Genomic DNA, 18,689 nt, shown 5'->3' on the forward strand with positions numbered 1-18,689 from the left:
CAAATCATTATCCTACTACTGCGCCCATTTGGAAGATTGGCAAGTACATTGCAATGACTAGGCCACCAATTAATACACCTAATACCGACATAATAAGTGGTTCCATCAAGCTAGTTAGACCATCAACAGCGTTATCAACTTCATTCTCGTAGTAGACAGCGACTTTATCTAACATTTCTTCTAAACTACCAGACTCTTCGCCAATGCCAACCATCTGAATAGCTAAACTTGGGAACAAGTTGGTAGATCGTATAGAGAACTGTAATTGCTGACCAGTAGATACATCACTCTTAATTTGCTGAGTTGCATTGTAAAAAACAACATTATTGGTCGCACCAGCAGTAGAATCTAAGGCATCGATAAGCGGCACACCAGCAGCAAAAGTTGTAGATAGCGTACGAGCGAAACGGGCAATAATTGCTTGATAAGCAATGTTTCCAAAAATTGGAGCCTTTAGGGTAGCCCGATCTAAAAAGTCACGGAACTTTTTAGATCGCTTTTTAGCCTCAGTAAAGCTAATAATTGATCCACCAATGACGATGATCAAAATAAACCACCATGCCTGCATCCATTCAGACATCGCTACTACCATCTGAGTAAAAGCAGGTAATTCCGCTCCAAATGATTCAAATAATCCAGAGAATACAGGTACTACCTTTACGAGCAAAATTATAGTGACAATGATAGCAACTACGATAACAGCAATAGGGTACTTCATCGCCTTTTTGATTTTTGCTTTTAGAAGCTCACTCTTTTCTTTGTAAGTAGCTACTCGTTCAAGCATCGTCTCAAGTGCACCTGATTGTTCACCAGATTCGACGAGGGAGCAGAATAAATCATCAAAATAGCGCGGATGTTTGCGCAGTGCAGAAGCAAAAGTACCACCTGCCTCAATATCTGCTTTGATTTGCAGTACTAAGTCTTTCATACTTGGATTATCAAGGGAGTCGGCGACAATTTCGAAAGACTGAGTTAAAGGTACGCCCGCTTTCATCATTGTTGCTAGTTGCCGAGCAAAAATAGCAATATCAATGGCTTTAATGGCTTTTTTGAAGGTATAAAGTGGTTTTGGTTTTTTCTTAATCCCTTTAACCGTGATACCTTGTTTACGTAGGGTCGCTTTTGCCAGTTCTAAACTACGACTAGTAGTTTCGCCCTTAACTTTCTGCCCGCGTCGATTCACACCGTCGTAAACAAAGTCCAACAACATATCGGTCTTAGCTTTTGCCATGTTACTACCCTCAAAATTGTCCAATATAGATATTGTAAACCTACAACAAAATACCAGACTTGAAATATTAGTCAGGCATACTTTATTTTAGCGTAAAAAACCAGTGTTTATCTGTCTTATTTTTAAAGTTATACGATAAAGAACGTTGCTAGTTTATAACTCTTATAGCAACTGAAAGTCAAGATACTAAGACATAGCATATATTTTATGATTTCATTTTTTATTCAGAAGTCACCCGCATCATTTCTTGAATACTTGTGACTCCTTGCAACACTTTTAAAATCCCAGAACGACGCAAATCGCGAAAACCATTTTTAATGGCAGCGTCTTTGATATCTATTGCGTTACCATCTTCCATAATAATGCGTGAAATATCAGGGCTCACTTTCATGACTTCATAGATACCTACACGGCCTTTATAACCTTCACGGCATTCATTACAACCGACTGGTTCATAAATGACATTATCAGTGTTATCTAGATCAGTATCAGTAAAACCAATCTCTAATAAGCTCTGACGCGGTATGCTAATAGGTTTTTTACAGTTCTTACAGAGACGTCGTGCCAATCGTTGGGCAATAACTAGGTTGACTGATGTGGCAATGTTAAAAGAGGCAACACCCATGTTACGTAGACGCGTTAATGTTTCAGGTGCCGAGTTAGTATGCAAAGTAGAAAGAACCATATGGCCTGTCTGCGCAGCTTTAATGGCGATCTCAGCAGTCTCAAGGTCACGAATCTCACCGACCATGACAATATCAGGATCTTGACGTAAAAAAGACTTAAGCGCATTGGCAAACGTTAGACCAACTTTGGCATTGACATTGACTTGGTTAATTCCTTCAAGGTTAATTTCGACTGGATCTTCAGCCGTTGAGATATTGGTTGCGCCAGTATTTAAGATATTGATACCAGTGTAAAGTGATACCGTCTTACCAGAACCAGTAGGACCAGTGATAAGCAACATGCCTTGTGGTTTGTGTAATGCCTCTAAAAACATTTCCTGCTGATCTGGTTCATACCCCAATGCATCAATACCTAGCATGGCCGATGATGGGTCAAGGATACGCAAAACAAGCTTTTCACCGAATAACGTCGGTAATGAGTTTACCCGGAAATCAATCGCTTTATTTTTAGAAATTTTTAGTTTAATACGCCCATCTTGTGGTACCCGACGTTCTGAGATATCCATCTGAGACATGACCTTTAAGCGTGCTGCAATTTTATTCGCAAGTTGAACCGGTGGATTGGCCATTTTTTGCATGACGCCATCGACACGAAATCGTACTCTGAAAGACTTTTCATATGGCTCGAAATGTAAATCAGAAGCACCCATACGAATGGCATCGACTAGCATTTTATTGACGAATTTTACGACAGGCGCTTCATCAACGCCGTCGCTCAGCTGAGTTTCGCCATCCTCTTTATCTTCATCACCATCTTCAAAACCAACGCTTAAATCATTATCAGAAAAGCTATCAAAACTTTGCATCGTATCCGCGTAAATATTTTCAATACGCTTTTTGAGCTTATTTTCTTCGACAACAATGGTTTCTATCGACAGTCGAGAATTAAAGGCAATCGCATCAATAGCATCAACGCGTGTGGGATCACTTAGTGCGACAAATAGACGTTGTCCTCGTTTAAAGAGTGGTAAAGCATTAAACTTACGAACGATTTTTTCATCAACCAAGTCTTTTGGAATAACATCAACGTTTAATGCATCAAGATCAAATAGAGGGTCACCGAAAGCTTGGGATAGCATTTGGGCAAGATGATAAGCATCGGCCAATTTGTTGTCTACTAAATAGGGTACCAGTCCTATTTGCTGCTGTTGCGACTCGATCTGTGCCGTCTTCATATTTGCTTCGCTAACGACACCGTCGCTAATCAGTTGCTGTGCTAGACCGCCGTACTTACTGGTTGCGATAGACATTGTAACCTCTCCTTTGATACAAAGTATTCTGTAGAACTGCTTGGTATTAGACGTTATATACTTGTCGTTGCTAGTCGATAACTCGCTTGAACTATCTTGCTTTGTTTATCTTATCTACCTGTATATCTATATATAGAACCAGCAACAATATTTGATTTTATACATTCTGTAGTATAGAACTTTACTTTAGTTTGAAAAATTTATATATACCATTAGACGACTAGCTCGTAAAAATAACGGTCGATTGATGCATTGTCTGTAGATAAGTTTGCAGAAGTGATTCTGCTCATGGTGGCACGCTACTATAGCACTTACGAATTATTTGTTATACTGACGCGCATATTAGCCGAATTGGCATGAATACATGAGACAAGGTAAATAAGTATGCAAGCTTGGGTAATTGGCAATTGGAAACAGAATCCTGCGACTAACAGTGCTGTCAATGCACTATTGGACGACTTATTGACTAAAGTTAATACTGAAGAACAAGCCAGCTCGCAGACATTAAAAAACCGCTGTAAATTAATGGTAGCACCAAGTTGTGTTCATTTAAGTACAGTGAGTACGCGTCTAGCAGATAGCTCAATACTTTGTGCAGCACAGGACGTTAGTACTTATAGTGCAAGTACAGGAGCCTATACTGGTGACTGCTCAGCACAGCAGGTAGCAGATGCAGGTGCTACTTGGACGCTACTTGGCCACTCTGAGCGTCGTCAATATCACAAAGAGTCTCATGAATGCCTGATAAGCAAATTGTCTCATGCATTTTCTCAGAAATTAGGTGTGGTATTTTGTATCGGCGAAACGCAAGAGCAGTATGATAATGGTCAAACACTCGACGTTATCAATGAGCAACTTTCGGTTATTAAGGATTTACTGACTCAACAGCCAGAGTTAGCATCATCGTTATCTGAAAAGCTGCTCATCGCTTACGAACCTGTATGGGCCATTGGTACAGGTAAAGTGCCTACTGTGGCAGAAGTGAGTAAGACTCATCAGTATATCAAGCAAACGGTTGCAAGCTTTGCTGATATAACAGATACGATTACCGTGCTGTATGGCGGTAGTGTTAATGCTGATAATGCCAATAGCTTTGCTTCTGACGCTATGATTGATGGCGCATTAGTGGGCGGTGCTTCATTAAAAGCAGAGAGCTTTCTAGCGATTGCCGATGCCTTCAACCAAGCCAATGCTTAAATGAATAAATAATACTCAGATATCAAGATCATAGCTTATAGTCAGTATGGTTTCATCAGTTGGTAAAAGTAGGTTTAACACTGCCCTTGCAATCGTGTACAATGCGCCTTATTTATATAGTCGATTTGGCATTTGATCATGCCGATTGTCATTCTATTAACCTTACGTTTTATTTTCCGTTATCAGTCGTCATTACGCGGCAAAAGAGGCCACCATGTTTACGTTTATATTAGCCCTGCATATTATTGTGGCCATCGCCATGATCGGCTTGATTCTGATACAGCATGGTAAAGGGGCAGACGCTGGAGCTTCTTTTGGTGCTGGTTCATCAGGTACCGTGTTTGGCGCAGCAGGCACTGCTAATTTCTTGACGCGTGCTACGGCAGTACTAACGGTCATATTTTTTATTACAAGTATGACGCTTGCCGTTCATGCTCGTAAGCAAGCAGAAGATCAGTTTCGTCTAGATGCGCCAGTTTCAGCACCGCAAACGCCGCGTCCAATGACTCAACATTCCGAGTAAGCCTCTTTTAAGTAGGCAGCGCTTGCTATTTTGGTAGGTTAGATTTACAATGCTTTCCTGTTTTCGCAACTCCTGTTCTATAGATGCCTACCTTAAGCATCATTGATTATAGACTGGATGATAGAAGCAGAGCAGTACAATGCGATTGTGGTGGAATGGTAGACACGCCATCTTGAGGGGGTGGTGGCGAAAGCTGTGGGGGTTCAAGTCCCCCCAATCGCACCAAGTTTTACAGACGCAGCATAGCGTCAGGTTGGATTTTTAGCAGATAATACTTATTTTATAATTAATTTAAAAAAAGTATTGACACTTCTACGAAACCTCCCTATAATATGCGTTCTAGATTGATGCGGGGTGGAGCAGTCTGGTAGCTCGTCGGGCTCATAACCCGAAGGTCGTTGGTTCAAATCCAGCCCCCGCTACCACTTTTTATACTGATGTTTTGTACACTAAATTTGTCAGTACCGATTAGCCCACCATTATGTTTGTGGGTTTTTTTGTATCTGAAGGTCAGTGTTATCGCGGTATCTATCCTACTTATGCTAAGCTCTAAGTCTATAGAGTACGATATTACTCGTCACTGGTCATCATCGGCCGCTACCGGCACGATGCTTCTTAAGCAACACTATCTTTTATTCCTCATACTTTTATCGATAGTAGTGCTTTATAAATAATAAAAGCATTGTTTGGCCGAGCTTGATGTTTTTTACGCTCGTCCCTATATAAATGCACAATATGTATCATATATTTGTGATTTAAAATTATATACTGACCGTGATTTTTATCATTATAAGATTGCTATATATAGATAAGAGTCAATCTTTAATACGGTTTACTAAGTACGATAGATAAGTGAATAGGAAAATACAAAGAGATTATGAAGCTTTCGACTAAAGTTGCAGAACTGACTAATATTATTGCCCCTGCCGTGGCCGCTTGTGATGTGTCACTATGGGGTATCGAGTTTGCGCCACAAGGTCGTCGCTCTTTACTACGTATCTATATTGAAGCATTGCCAGAAGAGCAAGCCCAAGATAAACAAGTAACGATTGAAGACTGCGCGGCAGTAAACCATCAAGTAAGCGGTATCTTAGAAGTTCATGATCCTATCGCTGGTGAGTACATCTTAGAAGTATCTTCACCTGGTTTTGATCGTGCATTTTTCTCAGATGAGCAAATGCATGCGTATGTTGGTCAAACTGTGAGCTTGCGTCTGATTCAAGCTATCGGTACAGGCGATCAGAAACGTCGTAAAGCCACAGGTACTTTAGATGGTATTGATGAAAACTCTTTAAAACTGACGTCAAGTGATGGCGAGCAGTTTGAGATTGCACTAAGTAATATTGATAAAGCCAATTTGATTTATGAAGATGCCTAGATTCGTACTAGGGTAACTGTTTATAGGTAGACAGTTTTATCTTCCAATAGCTTATGTGGCTTATAGCAACTATATAATAGCAGCACCCAAATTATAAAATTTAAGTCAATTAAAAAATGATAGGACAGGTATAGCATGAGTCGTGAAATCTTAACGGTAGTAGAAACTGTCAGTAATGAAAAGGGCTTAAATCCTGAAGATATCTTTGAAGCAATTGAAGACGCTTTGGTGGTATCGACTAAGAAAAAAGTATATACCGAGCAGCCAGAAGTGGCTGTACGGGTAGCGATCGACCGTGCAACTGGCGATTACGATACTTATCGTTACTGGACAGTGGTTGCAGATGAAGACCATGAAATGCCAGCTTGTCAGCTTGCTATCACCGATCTTGATCAGGAAGAATGGTCAATTGGTGATATTAAAGAAGAGCAAATTGAATCAATCGAATTTGGTCGTATTGCTGCTACTCAAGCCAAACAAGTCATCATCCAAAAGATTCGTGAAGCTGAGCGTGCATTAGTTGCAGATGCTTTCGAGCCACGTGTTGGTGAGATGATGTATGGCGAAGTTAAAAAACAGACTCGTGATGGCTATATCATCGATTTGGGTGACAATGCTGAAGGTTATTTGTCACGTGATCAAATGTTGCCACGTGAACAACTCCGTGCAAAGTCGCGTATCAACGCTATCTTGTACCATGTGAACCGTGAAAACCGCGGTGCACAGTTATTGTTATCTCGCACACATCCTGAAATGCTATCAGCATTGATGCAAAAAGAAGTGCCTGAGATTGCAGAACAAATTATCGAAATTCGTAACGTCGCTCGTCTGCCAGGTACTCGTGCTAAAATAGCCGTGAAGACTAACGATCATCGTATCGATCCAGTTGGCGCTTGTATTGGTATGCGTGGTACACGTATCCAAGCAGTACAGCAAGAGTTAGACGGTGAGCGTATTGATGTAGTGGTATGGTCAGATGATCCTGCCCAGTTTATCATCAGCTCTCTAGAGCCTGCTGACGTAAGCAGTATCATTTTAGATGAAGATACGCAAACGGCAGATATTATCTTTAGCACAAATGATCAGTTGGCACGTGCTATTGGCTCACAAGGTCAAAACGTACGTCTAGCGTCTGAGTTGACGGGTTATAAGCTTAATATGATGCTTGAAGAAGAGTATCAGCAACGTCAACAAAACGAATCAAAAGCGTTTATTGAATTATTCTATGAGCGCCTAGAGGTAGATAAAGACTTAGCACAGGCATTGGTTGATATTGGTTTTACCAGTATTGAAGAAGTGGCCTATGTACCAGTTGAGACTTTCTATGATATCGAAGGTCTAGACGATGAAGCGATTGATATGATTCAAGAGCGTGCTAAAGAAGTTGTCATCGCTGATGAACTGGTCAAACAACAGAACATGAAAGAGCCAAGTCAAGAGCTTCAAGAGCTTGAAGGTATGACAGTCAGTTGGGCTTATAAAATGGCTCAAAAAGACATCATTACTGTTGATGACTTGGCAGAACAAGCCGTCTTCGATCTAGAAGATATCGAAGGATTAGACTCTGAAACTGCAGGAAAACTCATCATGAAAGCTCGGGAATCTTGGTTCGATGAATAAGCGGTAACTGCATATCGCTGTCTTTTGGTGATATGCTATTGAGAATAAAGTGCTGATATCTATTTATAAGTATCAGCCTTAACCCAATCATTTGTAGCCAACAACTGAATTGAACATATAGCAAATAATAGACAGTAGGTGATAATAAATGGCAGATAAGACCGTCAAAGAACTGGCAGAAATGGTAGGCAAAACTACAGATGCTGTAAAGCAGCAATTAGTAGATGCTGGCCTGCCTGCTCGCGCAGAGGATGACCTAGTCACCGAGCTTGAGCAAGAAAAGCTGGTGACGTATTTAAAGCAAAGTCATGGTCAACAAGAAAAGCGTCGTATTAGTCTTAAATCTAAGACGACCAGTACTGCACGTGTGACTGGCTCTTCTGGTAAATCTAAGAGCGTCAACGTAGAAGTGCGTAAAAAGAAAGTATTCGAAAAGCCTGATCCAGAAAAAATGGCTGAAGAGCTAGCCGCTCGTGAGCAGGCTCTAATTGAGTCTCAAGAACGTGCAGCAAAAGAAGCTGAAGAACGTGCCGCTACTAAGAAAAAAGCGGAAGAGCGTCAAGCAGCAACGCTAGCAGCAATGCGCGCAAGCTTAGGCTCTAGCAAAAAATCAGACGACAAAAACGATGATATTTCTACATCAGTTGTCGTCAAAAAAGGCGGTAAAGCGACGGCTGAAGTTAAGCCTAAAGAGCAGCCGAAGAAGAAAGTTGCTGCAACCAAGCCTAAAGTTGAAACCGCTGCTGAACGTAAAGCTCGCGAGACTCGTGAGAAAGAAGAAGCGCGTCTGCGTGAAATCGAATTAGAAACCCGCCGCACACAAGCTGAAGAAGCGCAAAAGCGTACACTTGAGCAAATGCGTAAAATGGCTGGTAAATATACAGATCGTGAGCCTGTTACTGAAGTACGTAAAGATGAACCGTTAGCTGAAGGTTTGGTCGGTGATGCACTAGAAGAGTCTTTCGAAAAAGAGCGTCGCGAAATCAAACGTGGTTCGAACAGTACTGGTACTCGTGGTCGTCGTCGTAAGAACCAAGATGAGCGCGAAATCAAAAACCGCAAAAACGGTTTGCGTTCAACTCAGGCGTCACAGCATAAATTTGAAAAACCTGTTGAAAAAATCGTCTATGATGTCGAGATTAGTGAGCAAATTTCAGTTGCCGATCTTGCTCAGCGTATGGCGGTTAAAGCTCGCGAAGTAACCAAATTACTTATGAAAATGGGTGAAATGGCTCGTGAGTCAGATACGATTGATCAAGCAACCGCAAGCTTGCTTGTTGAAGAAATGGGCCACAACCCAGTACCAGTTAGCGATACTAAAGTCGAAGACGACTTACAGTACGCAGTTGATGAGCGTAGTAGTAACATCCAGACTCGTCCACCAGTAGTGACTATTATGGGTCACGTCGATCATGGTAAGACCTCACTATTAGATAAAATTCGTGAAACGAAAGTTGCGAACGGTGAAGCGGGCGGTATCACACAGCATATTGGTGCTTACCATGTAAAAACTGATCGCGGTGTTATTACTTTCCTTGATACTCCAGGTCACGCAGCGTTTAGCGCAATGCGTTCACGTGGTGCTCAAGCGACTGATATCGTTGTATTGGTTGTTGCAGCTGACGATGGCATGATGCCACAAACAGCAGAAGCAATTGATCATGCACGTGCAGCTGGTACGCCAATCATTGTTGCTATCAACAAAATGGATAAGCCAGGTGCTGATCCTGACCGTGTTCTTAATGAATTAACGACGAAAGAAGTTGTTTCAGAAGAATGGGGCGGCGATACACCAATGGCTCGTATCTCAGCCAAAACAGGCGAAGGTATCGAAGACTTACTAGAATTTATTAGCTTGCAAGCTGAGCTAATGGAACTAGAAGCGCCATTAGACGGTGCTGCTCAGGGTGTGGTTATTGAGTCTAGACTGGAGAAAGGTCGTGGCCCTGTTGTTAGTGTCCTAGTGAAAAAAGGTACATTGAAACAAGGCGACTTGGTTCTAGCTGGTGAGCATTATGGTAAAGTTCGTGCATTAACAGACGAGCATGGCCAACGTATCAAATCAGCTGGTCCTTCTATTCCTGTAGAGATTTTAGGTCTACCTGAAACACCTGCTGCTGGTAGTGAGTTCCTAGTTGTAACGGATGAGAAAAAAGCTCGTGAAGTTGCGGACTTTAGAACCAACCGTGAGCGTGAGCGTCAACTTGAGCGTCAAAATGCCATGCGTTTAGAAAGCATGTTTGATCAGATGGGCCAAGGCGATGTGTCATTCTTGAATATCGTACTGAAAACAGATGTACGTGGTTCACTAGAAGCACTACTAGCTGCTCTAAATGAATTGTCTACTGATGAAGTAAAAGTCAGAGTGATCAGTTCAGGCGTTGGTCCTATCTCTGAGTCTGACGTAACCCTTGCAGAATCTAGTGAAGCGGTACTGTTAGGATTCAACGTTCGTGCAGACGCTACTGCACGCCGTAAAGCAGACACTGCTAATATGGATATTCGCTACTACAGCGTAATCTATGGTTTGATCGATGATGTGAAATCAGCAATGAGCGGTATGCTTGCTCCTGAACATCGTGAGAAAATCCTTGGTGTTGCAGACGTTCGTGAAGTATTCCGTTCTAGTAAGTTCGGTGCTGCTGCTGGTTGTATGGTGGTCGAAGGTACAATCTATCGCAACAAACCTATCCGCGTATTGCGTGATGACCAAGTTATCTTTACTGGTCAATTGCAATCATTACGTCGCTATAAAGAAGACGTTAATGAAGTACGTACTGGTATGGAATGTGGTCTGGCCGTTCGCGGTTATGATGTTGAAGCTGGCGATAAAATCGAAGTCTTTGAAATACAAGAGTTCGCACGTACTATCTAAAGCTGCTGTTCGATAGCAGAGTATGTATCAATGCAATATGCGTAATCCGCTGAGCTTTTTAGATACTTTGCTAATATTCAGCTGTACTTAGGCCTAACAGGTACATCCTGCTAGGCCTTTTTTAGCACATATCAGTGCAACATCTATTAATCAGCAGACTCATACACTAATAAAATAAGTCCATTAAAGTAAGGTAATAACATGAACCAACGTTTACAAAGATTATCGGATCAGATTCAGCGTGAGCTTGCTGTTCTTATTCGCGATGAAGTTAATGACCCTCGTCTAACGGGTTTTGTCACGATCTCTAGTGTCAAGGTTAGCCCAGATTTAGGCTATGCGGACGTCTATGTCACTATCATGGAGCCTGAGCTCAATGATGCTATGAATAAGACTAATCATGAAGAAAGCATCAAAGTATTGAATAAAGCGGCAGGATTCTTGCGTACAGAATTAAGCCATAGCTTAAAGACACGTACTACGCCGCGCTTACGTTTTCATTACGATGAAGTAACGGCTCGTGGTAACTACATGATGGACTTGATTAGCAAGGCCGTGACTAAAACCGAGCAAAACGAGAATGACGAGTAAATTATTATTATGTCTATAGCGTCTAAGCAAATTGATAAAAAAGCCAATATGACACCTGAAAAAGTAAAAGTTTCAGGTGTCATATTGGTGGATAAACCCAAAGGTATGACCTCGCAGCAAGTCGTGTCAAAAGTGAAGTATTTATTTAAATCACCGATACACGATAGTAAAAAGGCAGGGCATACAGGAACGCTTGATCCGATGGCAACTGGCTTACTGCCTATTTGCTTGGGTGAAGCCACCAAGTTTAGCCATTATCAACTGGATGCTGATAAATCTTACCAAGCGACTATCTTGCTAGGTAGTCAAACCGATACTGGTGATGCTGATGGCCAAATCGTAACGCAGGCTTCTATCCCATTATTTGACGAAGCCTCATTAGCGACTATTGCCCAGCAGTTTTTGGGTGCTCAGCAGCAGATACCACCGATGTATTCAGCCCTAAAAAAAGATGGCAAAAAATTGTATGAATATGCCCGCGCTGGTATTGAGGTTGATAGACCACCTAGAGATATTACGATTAAAGCAATCAATCTACAGATGATAGATGATACCCAGATTAATCTAACGGTTACTTGTACGAAAGGTACTTATGTACGTGTATTAGCGGAAGATATTGCAAAGCAGCTAGGTACGCTAGGACATTTGACAGCATTGCGTCGTACACAGGTAGGTAACTTCAGCATTGATGATGCGATCGCTTTACCTTCATTAGAAGAGCATGGTTTAGAGGAGCGTCAGTCTTGGCTGCTGCCTATCGATGCTTGTATTGATATCGATGCTGAACTGACGCTGACAGAGGAACAATGCGCCCGCGTACATATGGGGCAGCGCCTAAACGTATTTGATGAGCTAACAGGTAAGCTCAAAGATTATGTTGCTAATATAGTTTCTGACCAACTATCTAATAATAGTTCTGTCGGTACCAATGATGACGCTAGTACCAATGGTAAAGCTGATACTGAACTTGATGCGTCTCAGCTACTAGAGCACGAAATACCTGTTGATATACGTTTACTCAATGAGCAGGGAGAGTTTCTTGGTTTGGGGTCTGTGAGCTTAAACGGACGTCTACAACCTAAGAAATTGATTCAGCGCTAATAGTAACGTTTTCACTAATGTTACTTAAATAGAGAAACTACCACCTAACATTGGCCTGATTTACTAATAGTTTACACTAATCACATACCTTCACATTTTATTGCAGGTTTCACCTATGGTGAAACCTGTTTTTTTTGTACTCTAGATTCATCAGATAGGGAATACTGAGTTAAAAAATAAAACGGATAAATATTATAAAAATAAAAAATTGCTATAAAGCAAATAATTAAAAATAGACAATCAAAAGAAAGAAGTAATGCAGAAAGGACGCATTTGGATAAAAATAAAATAGTTCAAAGGAAAACGTACTACTGAATAATAATAAAATTAGCTTATAAAAATATACTGGCTCACAAAACTAATAGATAAGGAAAAGGAAAGTTATGAAAACGATCGCTTTTTTACTACATAACCACTTCGAACAAGCAGAGTATGAAGACGTCAATAATCAGTTAAAAGACAAAGGCTACAAGACACTTCTTATAACAACAAATGATAAAAAAGAAGTGCAAGCCATGCAGCAAGACGTAGATAAAAGTGATACTTTTACTGCTGATATCTTTGCAGAAGATGCTAACGTCTCTGACTATGATGCGTTAGTTTTACCAGGTGGTACTGTGAACGCTGATACTATTCGTGGTAACGAAAAGGCTCATCAAATTATCAATGCTATCAATGAAGCAGGCAAGCCATTAGCTGTTATTTGCCATGCTCCTTGGGTTCTCATCAATACAGGTATTGCTAAAGGTAAAACCCTTACCGCTTACCCTACTTTGCAATTAGATCTAGAAAATGCTGGAGCAAACTACGTAGACAAGACAGTACAAGTAGATGGTAATCTTATTACTTCGCGTAACCCAGATGATATTCCTAATTTTGTTGATGCCATAGATAGAGCATTATCTTAGACTTTCGACTTCTAATTAAACAAGCCTAATTAACTAAGTACTATTAAATTTCAATTCTGTACAACTAACATTTATAACCATAACTAAGGAAGATACTATGTCAAACTCTAACCCAAACGATACTAAGCTTGAGCAACAACGTTCTGATTCAGCAGAAGCAGCGCTTAAAAGTCAAACTGAAGATAATCATAGTGAAAACAGCGAAGCAGCAGCAGAACGTATCGCAGCTAAATTAGAAAATGCGAAAGAAGACAAATAGGTTTTTAATGTGCCACCTGTAATAGGTGGCATTGATATGTTTATAGTTTGCACGTCTTATGATCGATGAGTGCAACGACAGTTAGTCCACAAAATAATAATTCAGGAGCTAATATGAGTAATTCACCGAACAATATGGACGAGCAAGAAAAAGAGATTGAAAAGCTTGCAGAAGAAATCAATCCGAGTGAGCATACTGCCCCAGACAGTCTAGCGGAAGTGACTACTGCAGCGCCTCTTGAAGATGATGAACTAGGCGGCAATGCGACAGAATCTGACGTTAATAAGTAGCCTAGGTAGGATTTTAATAGATAGTTATCTATCAAATACTAGTTACTAGAAATTAAATGTCGCTTTACAAGTATTATGAAAAACTGCTGCTAGTTCAGCAGTTTTTTGTTATAATTACCCCCACATTTAAATTAGGTTTTGAATGATGTACTGTAGTTAGCCCATTACTTTGATTAAGTAGTGCTATAGCTAAATACAATGTACGATTCAAAATATATTAAATGGTTGTCAACCGAGCTTGTCGTACACTAGGTCAACTCTAGTAATGCAGGGTTGTCCTGAATGGCGTACAGGTTATTTTATTTATTATTCTATTGCTTTAATACTGACTCAAATTGCAGCCTGTATTTAAAGTTTTTAGCATTGCCGGAGATATTTATGCTAACTAATACCGATCGTGAACAAATCATCGCTCAATACCAACGTGGCGAAAATGACACTGGTTCTCCAGAAGTTCAAGTAGCTTTGTTGAGTGCTCGTATCAATGATTTGCAGAACCACTTTAAAGCACACAAAGCTGATCATCATAGCCGTCGCGGTCTTATCCGTATGGTTAACACGCGTCGTAAACTGCTTGATTACTTAAAAGGTAAAGACCTTGGTCGTTACACTACTCTAATCAGCCAGTTGGGTCTACGTCGTTAATCTAACGACAATAGTACGAGCGGATGCTGAATTTTTTGCCAAACCGCTTGGAACTTGTTTGTTATTATCGATAAAATAGATTTTTCTAAAAACGGTGTGGAATAGTTTCACGCCGTTTTTTTATGCTTATTCGTTTTAGATACCGTGCTCAAATAGTAAGAGCTGTAACTCCTTTTATGGAATAGCTAAGAGGAATATTGGTATAAACTGTACTAGCCAAGCCCCAAATACGGTATTTTCTGACGATAATTGCGCTACTGTGCAATTAATTGGTCAATGGCTATAAATCACTGTAAAATAATGCCTTGTGAGTTTGATAGCGCATCTGCTACAGATATGGCGATTATTAATAAGATATTCATCATTTGGCTTGGTAATCAGCGCAGATAGCTGATATTTGAAAGTTTAGAAAATAGCCTGTAGGGTTTTTAGCATCGAAGTCTTTTGACTTAATGTCTTTTTGATAGTATTTATAGTAAAGCCAAAATTGCACGACCGAATATACATAATAGTACGATGTCTAACTCAGACAAATATATGAGATAACCAAGTAACGTTATTGGCATTGGTTGCGATGATTTCTAATAGAAAACATGTCAACTGATAGCCATATACACAGAATTTTAATGACAGATATCAGCTTGTTTTGACGCTGATATCAGTTTTGTCAGTCAACATTAGGAAGATTATATGACAATGTTCAACACCATTAAGCGTGAATTTCAATATGGCAACCAGCAGGTTGTTATCGAGACAGGCCGTATTGCCCGTCAAGCAAACTCTATTTTAGTACACATGGGCGGCGTAACAGTATTAGTTGCAGCAGTCGTAAAATCAGAAGCTAAAGAAGGTCAAAACTTCTTTCCGCTAACGGTTAATTATCAAGAAAAAATGTATGCAGCCGGTAAAATCCCAGGTGCTTACGGCAAACGTGAAGGCCGTGCGAGCGAATTTGAAACCTTAACTTCACGCTTGATTGACCGTCCGATTCGTCCGCTATTCCCAGAAGGCTACGTAAACGAAATCCAAATCACCGCTACAGTTGTATCATCAGATAAAACTCAGTCTGCAGATATCGCTGCACTAATCGGTGCTTCAGCAGCATTGGCTATTTCTGATGCACCATTTAATGGTCCTGTTGCTGCCGCTCGTGTTGGTTTCATTAACGGTGAATACGTTCTAAACCCAACGTCTGAGCAGCTTGAAACCAGTGACCTAGATTTAGTTGTGGCTGGTACTAAGTCTGCGGTATTGATGGTTGAATCTGAAGCGGCAGAGCTATCAGAAGACCAGATGTTAGGTGCAGTATTGTACGGCCATCAGCAACAACAAATCGTTATTGATAACATTGCTTCAATGGCTGAAGAAATCGGTACTGCTAAGCAGCAATACTCTGCTCCTGAGCGTGATCAAGCACTTACTAGCAGCATGAAAGAGCAGTTCGGCGAGCAAGTTGCTGACGCTTATACCATTACTGATAAGCAAGCACGTTACACGAAGCTTGATGAAATTAAGCAATCAATTATTGATGCACTTGCTGGTGATGCTGAGTCAGAAACTTATGCTGATACCGTATCTGAGCTTAAAGAAATCTATAACGACCTTAAATATCGTACCGTTCGTGACAACATTTTGTCAGGTAAGCCGCGTATCGATGGTCGTGACCCTGAGACAGTTCGTGCGCTTGACGTACAAGTTGGTGTATTGCCATATACACATGGTTCAGCACTGTTCACACGTGGTGAGACGCAGGCATTGGTTACTACCACACTTGGTAACAGCCGTGACGTCAATATGATTGACTCACTAGGTGGTACGATTCGTGACCATTTCATGCTGCATTACAACTTCCCGCATTTCTCAGTTGGTGAAACGGGCCGTGAAGGTATTCCAAAACGTCGTGAAATCGGTCATGGTCGTCTAGCACGCCGCGGTGTACAAGCGATGTTGCCAGATAGTGAGCGTTTCCCATATGTGATTCGTGTGGTATCAGAAATCACTGAATCTAACGGTTCATCTTCTATGGCTTCTGTTTGTGGCGCAAGCTTGGCATTGATGGACGCAGGCGTACCATTAAAAGCACCAGTTGCTGGTATCGCGATGGGTCTGGTTAAAGAAGGCGATCGTTTCGCTGTATTGTCAGACATCTTGGGTGATGAAGATCATCTAGGTGATATGGACTTTAAAGTAGCCGGTTCTAAGAACGGTATCACTGCACTTCAGATGGATATCAAAATTGAAGGTATTACCCCTGACATCATGGAGCAAGCGCTTAAACAAGCTCATGCAGGTCGTATCCATATCCTAGAAGCAATGAACCAAGTATTGCCTGAGAGCCGTACTGAAATCAATGCTCATGCACCAAACTATGCGGTTATCGAAATCAACCCAGACAAGATTCGTGACGTTATCGGTAAAGGCGGCGCAACTATCCGTCAGCTAACGGAAGAAACTGGCGCGGTTATCGATATCGATGATGCTGGTACTATCCGTATCTTTGGTGAAAACAAAGCAGCGACCAAAGCAGCTATCGGTAAAATCGAAGCACTAACTGCTGAAGTTGAAGTTGGTAAAACTTATGAAGGTACCGTTGCTCGTATCGTTGACTTCGGTGCGTTTGTAAATGTCTTGCCAAACACTGATGGTCTAGTACATATTTCACAAATCGCGGAAGAGCGCGTAGAGAATGTATCAGACTACCTAAAAGAAGGTCAGGTCGTTAAAGTACTTGTACAAGACGTTGACAACCGTGGTCGTATCAAACTGACTATGAAAGGTGTTGAGCAGAACTAATACTCAATACCTGATGTGGTTTAAGTAATAAAAAACCGCTTTGAAATACTCGTCATGAGTATTCAAGGCGGTTTTTTTATGTGTTCAAAAAGATGATGACTGGCTAGCTAAAAGGCCATTTATAAATCAATACTTTTAGGCAGGTGTATATCGATACGAAGTTTTGGTAGATCTTGTAAGTACTCAGTCAGTAATGGCAAAGTATCAGTATGCCAGTCTAAGGGCAGGGTATCTGCTGTAGTGCTTTCATTGGATACGTTATCACGTAGTTTGCCTGAGATAAGCGGCCGCGCAAGCAATGCAACTCTGCGTATGCCTTGGTAACGTATAAGCGGCATTATTTGCTGTTGCAAATCAATCAAGGCAGCAGTCAGCCAACGTGTGCGTGCTGGATGATAAGGATGGTTTGATATCACGAGGTTGGCAATATAGTTTGGCTGGTTACCGTTACTACTGATACCAAGTCCGACTTGCTCACGTGTACGCTTATTGATTAAGCAGCTACCAACATTCAGACTACCATCGCGGCACGCACGATGATAGCGACTATAATTATCAGGAAATAGAGTTTTAGCTCGTGTGAGTACAGGATCTAAAACGACACCAGCATTGTTGACAGGTAAAACAAGCAACTGTGCATTGCTATTTAAAATAGAGGCATGTGTGAGTTGTAAAATCGCCATCGTAAGCCTCTCTATAACCAAATCAAGTATACAGTTATTGAACCGTCGCTTTATTAGAGTCGTTTGCTTCTAACTGAGCAATTTGCTGTTCGAGTAGCGCAATTTGTTCTGCCTTCATATCAGTCAATTGCTTATTCATAGCCACTTGTTCAGCTGCTAACTTTTCTTGTTCGGCTAGTCGCTGACGCTCATCTTCTAAACGATCAATCTCTTCTTTCGCCAAGCTATCATTTTCTGGTAGAGGCGCATCTAATATAGCAGTAGGATTTGGTATCGCGGTCCTGTCATTATTGGCTGCTCCGGAGTTTTCATCCATGAGCACACCATCGTTAATCACAGAGTCATCTGTTATATCAGATATATTGTCTGTTGTTGACTCTGTCGGCGTTTGCTCAGTTACTGGTGCTGAAGTAGCAGTGTTAGGAGGTAAAGTAGATTCTGTGTCAGACTTACCTAAAATTAAATAGCCGATGGCAATAATCAGCAGTACTAAAATAAATACTGTCCAAATTTTCCGGCGTGTTTTAGTCGCTTTTTTCTTGGAAGCGTGAGTGGGTAAAGGACGAATGTTTTCTCGTTTCATATTATGATCGATTCAAGTCAAGAATATAAGTAGCCATACTATAGCAAACTCAAAATAAAAAGCCTATCTATTGATA

The 18,689-nt window shown here is 41.0% G+C and carries 16 protein-coding genes and 2 tRNA genes; 14 read left to right on the forward strand and 4 right to left on the reverse strand.

The window, feature by feature from the left end; translation table 11 throughout:
* Positions 1-7 precede the first annotated feature (7 nt).
* Together B2863_RS07635 and pilB are read right to left on the reverse strand one after the other, a co-directional pair.
* On the reverse strand, positions 8-1,231 hold the full coding sequence (locus tag B2863_RS07635; protein WP_134292256.1) for a type II secretion system F family protein: 1,224 nt from the start codon (positions 1,229-1,231) through the stop codon (positions 8-10).
* A 220-nt stretch (positions 1,232-1,451) separates the two neighbouring features.
* A complete protein-coding gene (pilB, locus tag B2863_RS07640; RefSeq protein ID WP_296208921.1) occupies positions 1,452-3,167 on the reverse strand; it encodes a type IV-A pilus assembly ATPase PilB in 1,716 nt (571 codons plus the stop codon).
* Positions 3,168-3,551: 384 nt separating this feature from the next.
* On the opposite strand from pilB, the gene tpiA reads away from it, so the two are divergent.
* The 14 genes from tpiA (at position 3,552) to pnp (ending at position 17,347) form a co-directional block, all read left to right on the forward strand.
* On the forward strand, positions 3,552-4,364 hold the full coding sequence (gene tpiA / locus B2863_RS07645) for a triose-phosphate isomerase (RefSeq protein ID WP_296208924.1): 813 nt from the start codon (positions 3,552-3,554) through the stop codon (positions 4,362-4,364).
* A 214-nt stretch (positions 4,365-4,578) separates the two neighbouring features.
* Positions 4,579-4,887 carry a preprotein translocase subunit SecG gene (secG, locus tag B2863_RS07650; RefSeq protein ID WP_191114493.1) on the forward strand — a complete coding sequence of 103 codons (309 nt, stop codon included), beginning with the start codon at positions 4,579-4,581 and terminating at the stop codon, positions 4,885-4,887.
* A gap of 141 nt (positions 4,888-5,028) precedes the next feature.
* Positions 5,029-5,112, forward strand: a tRNA-Leu gene (locus B2863_RS07655).
* A gap of 123 nt (positions 5,113-5,235) precedes the next feature.
* A tRNA-Met gene (locus tag B2863_RS07660) sits at positions 5,236-5,312 on the forward strand.
* Positions 5,313-5,764: 452 nt separating this feature from the next.
* Positions 5,765-6,265, forward strand: a complete 501-nt coding sequence (rimP, locus tag B2863_RS07665; protein WP_296208929.1) for a ribosome maturation factor RimP — start codon at positions 5,765-5,767, stop codon at positions 6,263-6,265.
* Positions 6,266-6,400: 135 nt separating this feature from the next.
* Positions 6,401-7,885 carry a transcription termination factor NusA gene (gene nusA, locus B2863_RS07670; protein WP_057757751.1) on the forward strand — a complete coding sequence of 495 codons (1,485 nt, stop codon included), beginning with the start codon at positions 6,401-6,403 and terminating at the stop codon, positions 7,883-7,885.
* A gap of 148 nt (positions 7,886-8,033) precedes the next feature.
* Positions 8,034-10,760 (forward strand): translation initiation factor IF-2, encoded by a 2,727-nt coding sequence (infB, locus tag B2863_RS07675; protein WP_057757754.1) that lies wholly within the window; start codon positions 8,034-8,036, stop codon positions 10,758-10,760.
* Between the two features lie 201 nt (positions 10,761-10,961).
* Entirely contained in the window at positions 10,962-11,351 is a 390-nt protein-coding gene (locus B2863_RS07680) for a ribosome-binding factor A (RefSeq protein ID WP_102078739.1), read from the forward strand.
* Positions 11,352-11,360: 9 nt separating this feature from the next.
* Complete coding sequence (truB, locus tag B2863_RS07685) at positions 11,361-12,452, forward strand: tRNA pseudouridine(55) synthase TruB (RefSeq protein ID WP_296208936.1); 1,092 nt, start codon at positions 11,361-11,363, stop codon at positions 12,450-12,452.
* Between the two features lie 383 nt (positions 12,453-12,835).
* On the forward strand, positions 12,836-13,360 hold the full coding sequence (locus B2863_RS07690; protein ID WP_296208939.1) for a type 1 glutamine amidotransferase domain-containing protein: 525 nt from the start codon (positions 12,836-12,838) through the stop codon (positions 13,358-13,360).
* 97 nt (positions 13,361-13,457) lie between these two features.
* Positions 13,458-13,619 carry a hypothetical protein gene (locus tag B2863_RS07695; RefSeq protein WP_296208942.1) on the forward strand — a complete coding sequence of 54 codons (162 nt, stop codon included), beginning with the start codon at positions 13,458-13,460 and terminating at the stop codon, positions 13,617-13,619.
* 113 nt (positions 13,620-13,732) lie between these two features.
* Positions 13,733-13,909, forward strand: coding sequence for a hypothetical protein (locus B2863_RS07700; RefSeq protein ID WP_201606272.1), 177 nt, complete (start codon positions 13,733-13,735; stop codon positions 13,907-13,909).
* 378 nt (positions 13,910-14,287) lie between these two features.
* The gene (gene rpsO / locus B2863_RS07705) at positions 14,288-14,554 is read left to right on the forward strand and encodes a 30S ribosomal protein S15 (RefSeq protein WP_045443035.1); all 267 of its coding nucleotides are present in this window, start codon (positions 14,288-14,290) and stop codon (positions 14,552-14,554) included.
* 690 nt (positions 14,555-15,244) lie between these two features.
* Positions 15,245-17,347: a polyribonucleotide nucleotidyltransferase gene (gene pnp, locus B2863_RS07710; RefSeq protein ID WP_101204658.1), complete on the forward strand. Its 2,103-nt coding sequence runs from the start codon at positions 15,245-15,247 to the stop codon at positions 17,345-17,347.
* 119 nt (positions 17,348-17,466) lie between these two features.
* Here pnp and B2863_RS07715 read toward each other — a convergent pair whose 3' ends face one another.
* Both B2863_RS07715 and B2863_RS07720 read right to left on the reverse strand, forming a co-directional pair.
* A complete protein-coding gene (locus B2863_RS07715; RefSeq protein WP_296208954.1) occupies positions 17,467-18,030 on the reverse strand; it encodes a hypothetical protein in 564 nt (187 codons plus the stop codon).
* Between the two features lie 34 nt (positions 18,031-18,064).
* Positions 18,065-18,613: a hypothetical protein gene (locus B2863_RS07720; RefSeq protein ID WP_296208956.1), complete on the reverse strand. Its 549-nt coding sequence runs from the start codon at positions 18,611-18,613 to the stop codon at positions 18,065-18,067.
* Between the last annotated feature and the right edge of the window lie 76 nt (positions 18,614-18,689).

The sequence above is a fragment of the Psychrobacter sp. UBA3480 genome, assembly GCF_002377945.1.
Taxonomy (GTDB): Bacteria; Pseudomonadota; Gammaproteobacteria; order Pseudomonadales; family Moraxellaceae; genus Psychrobacter.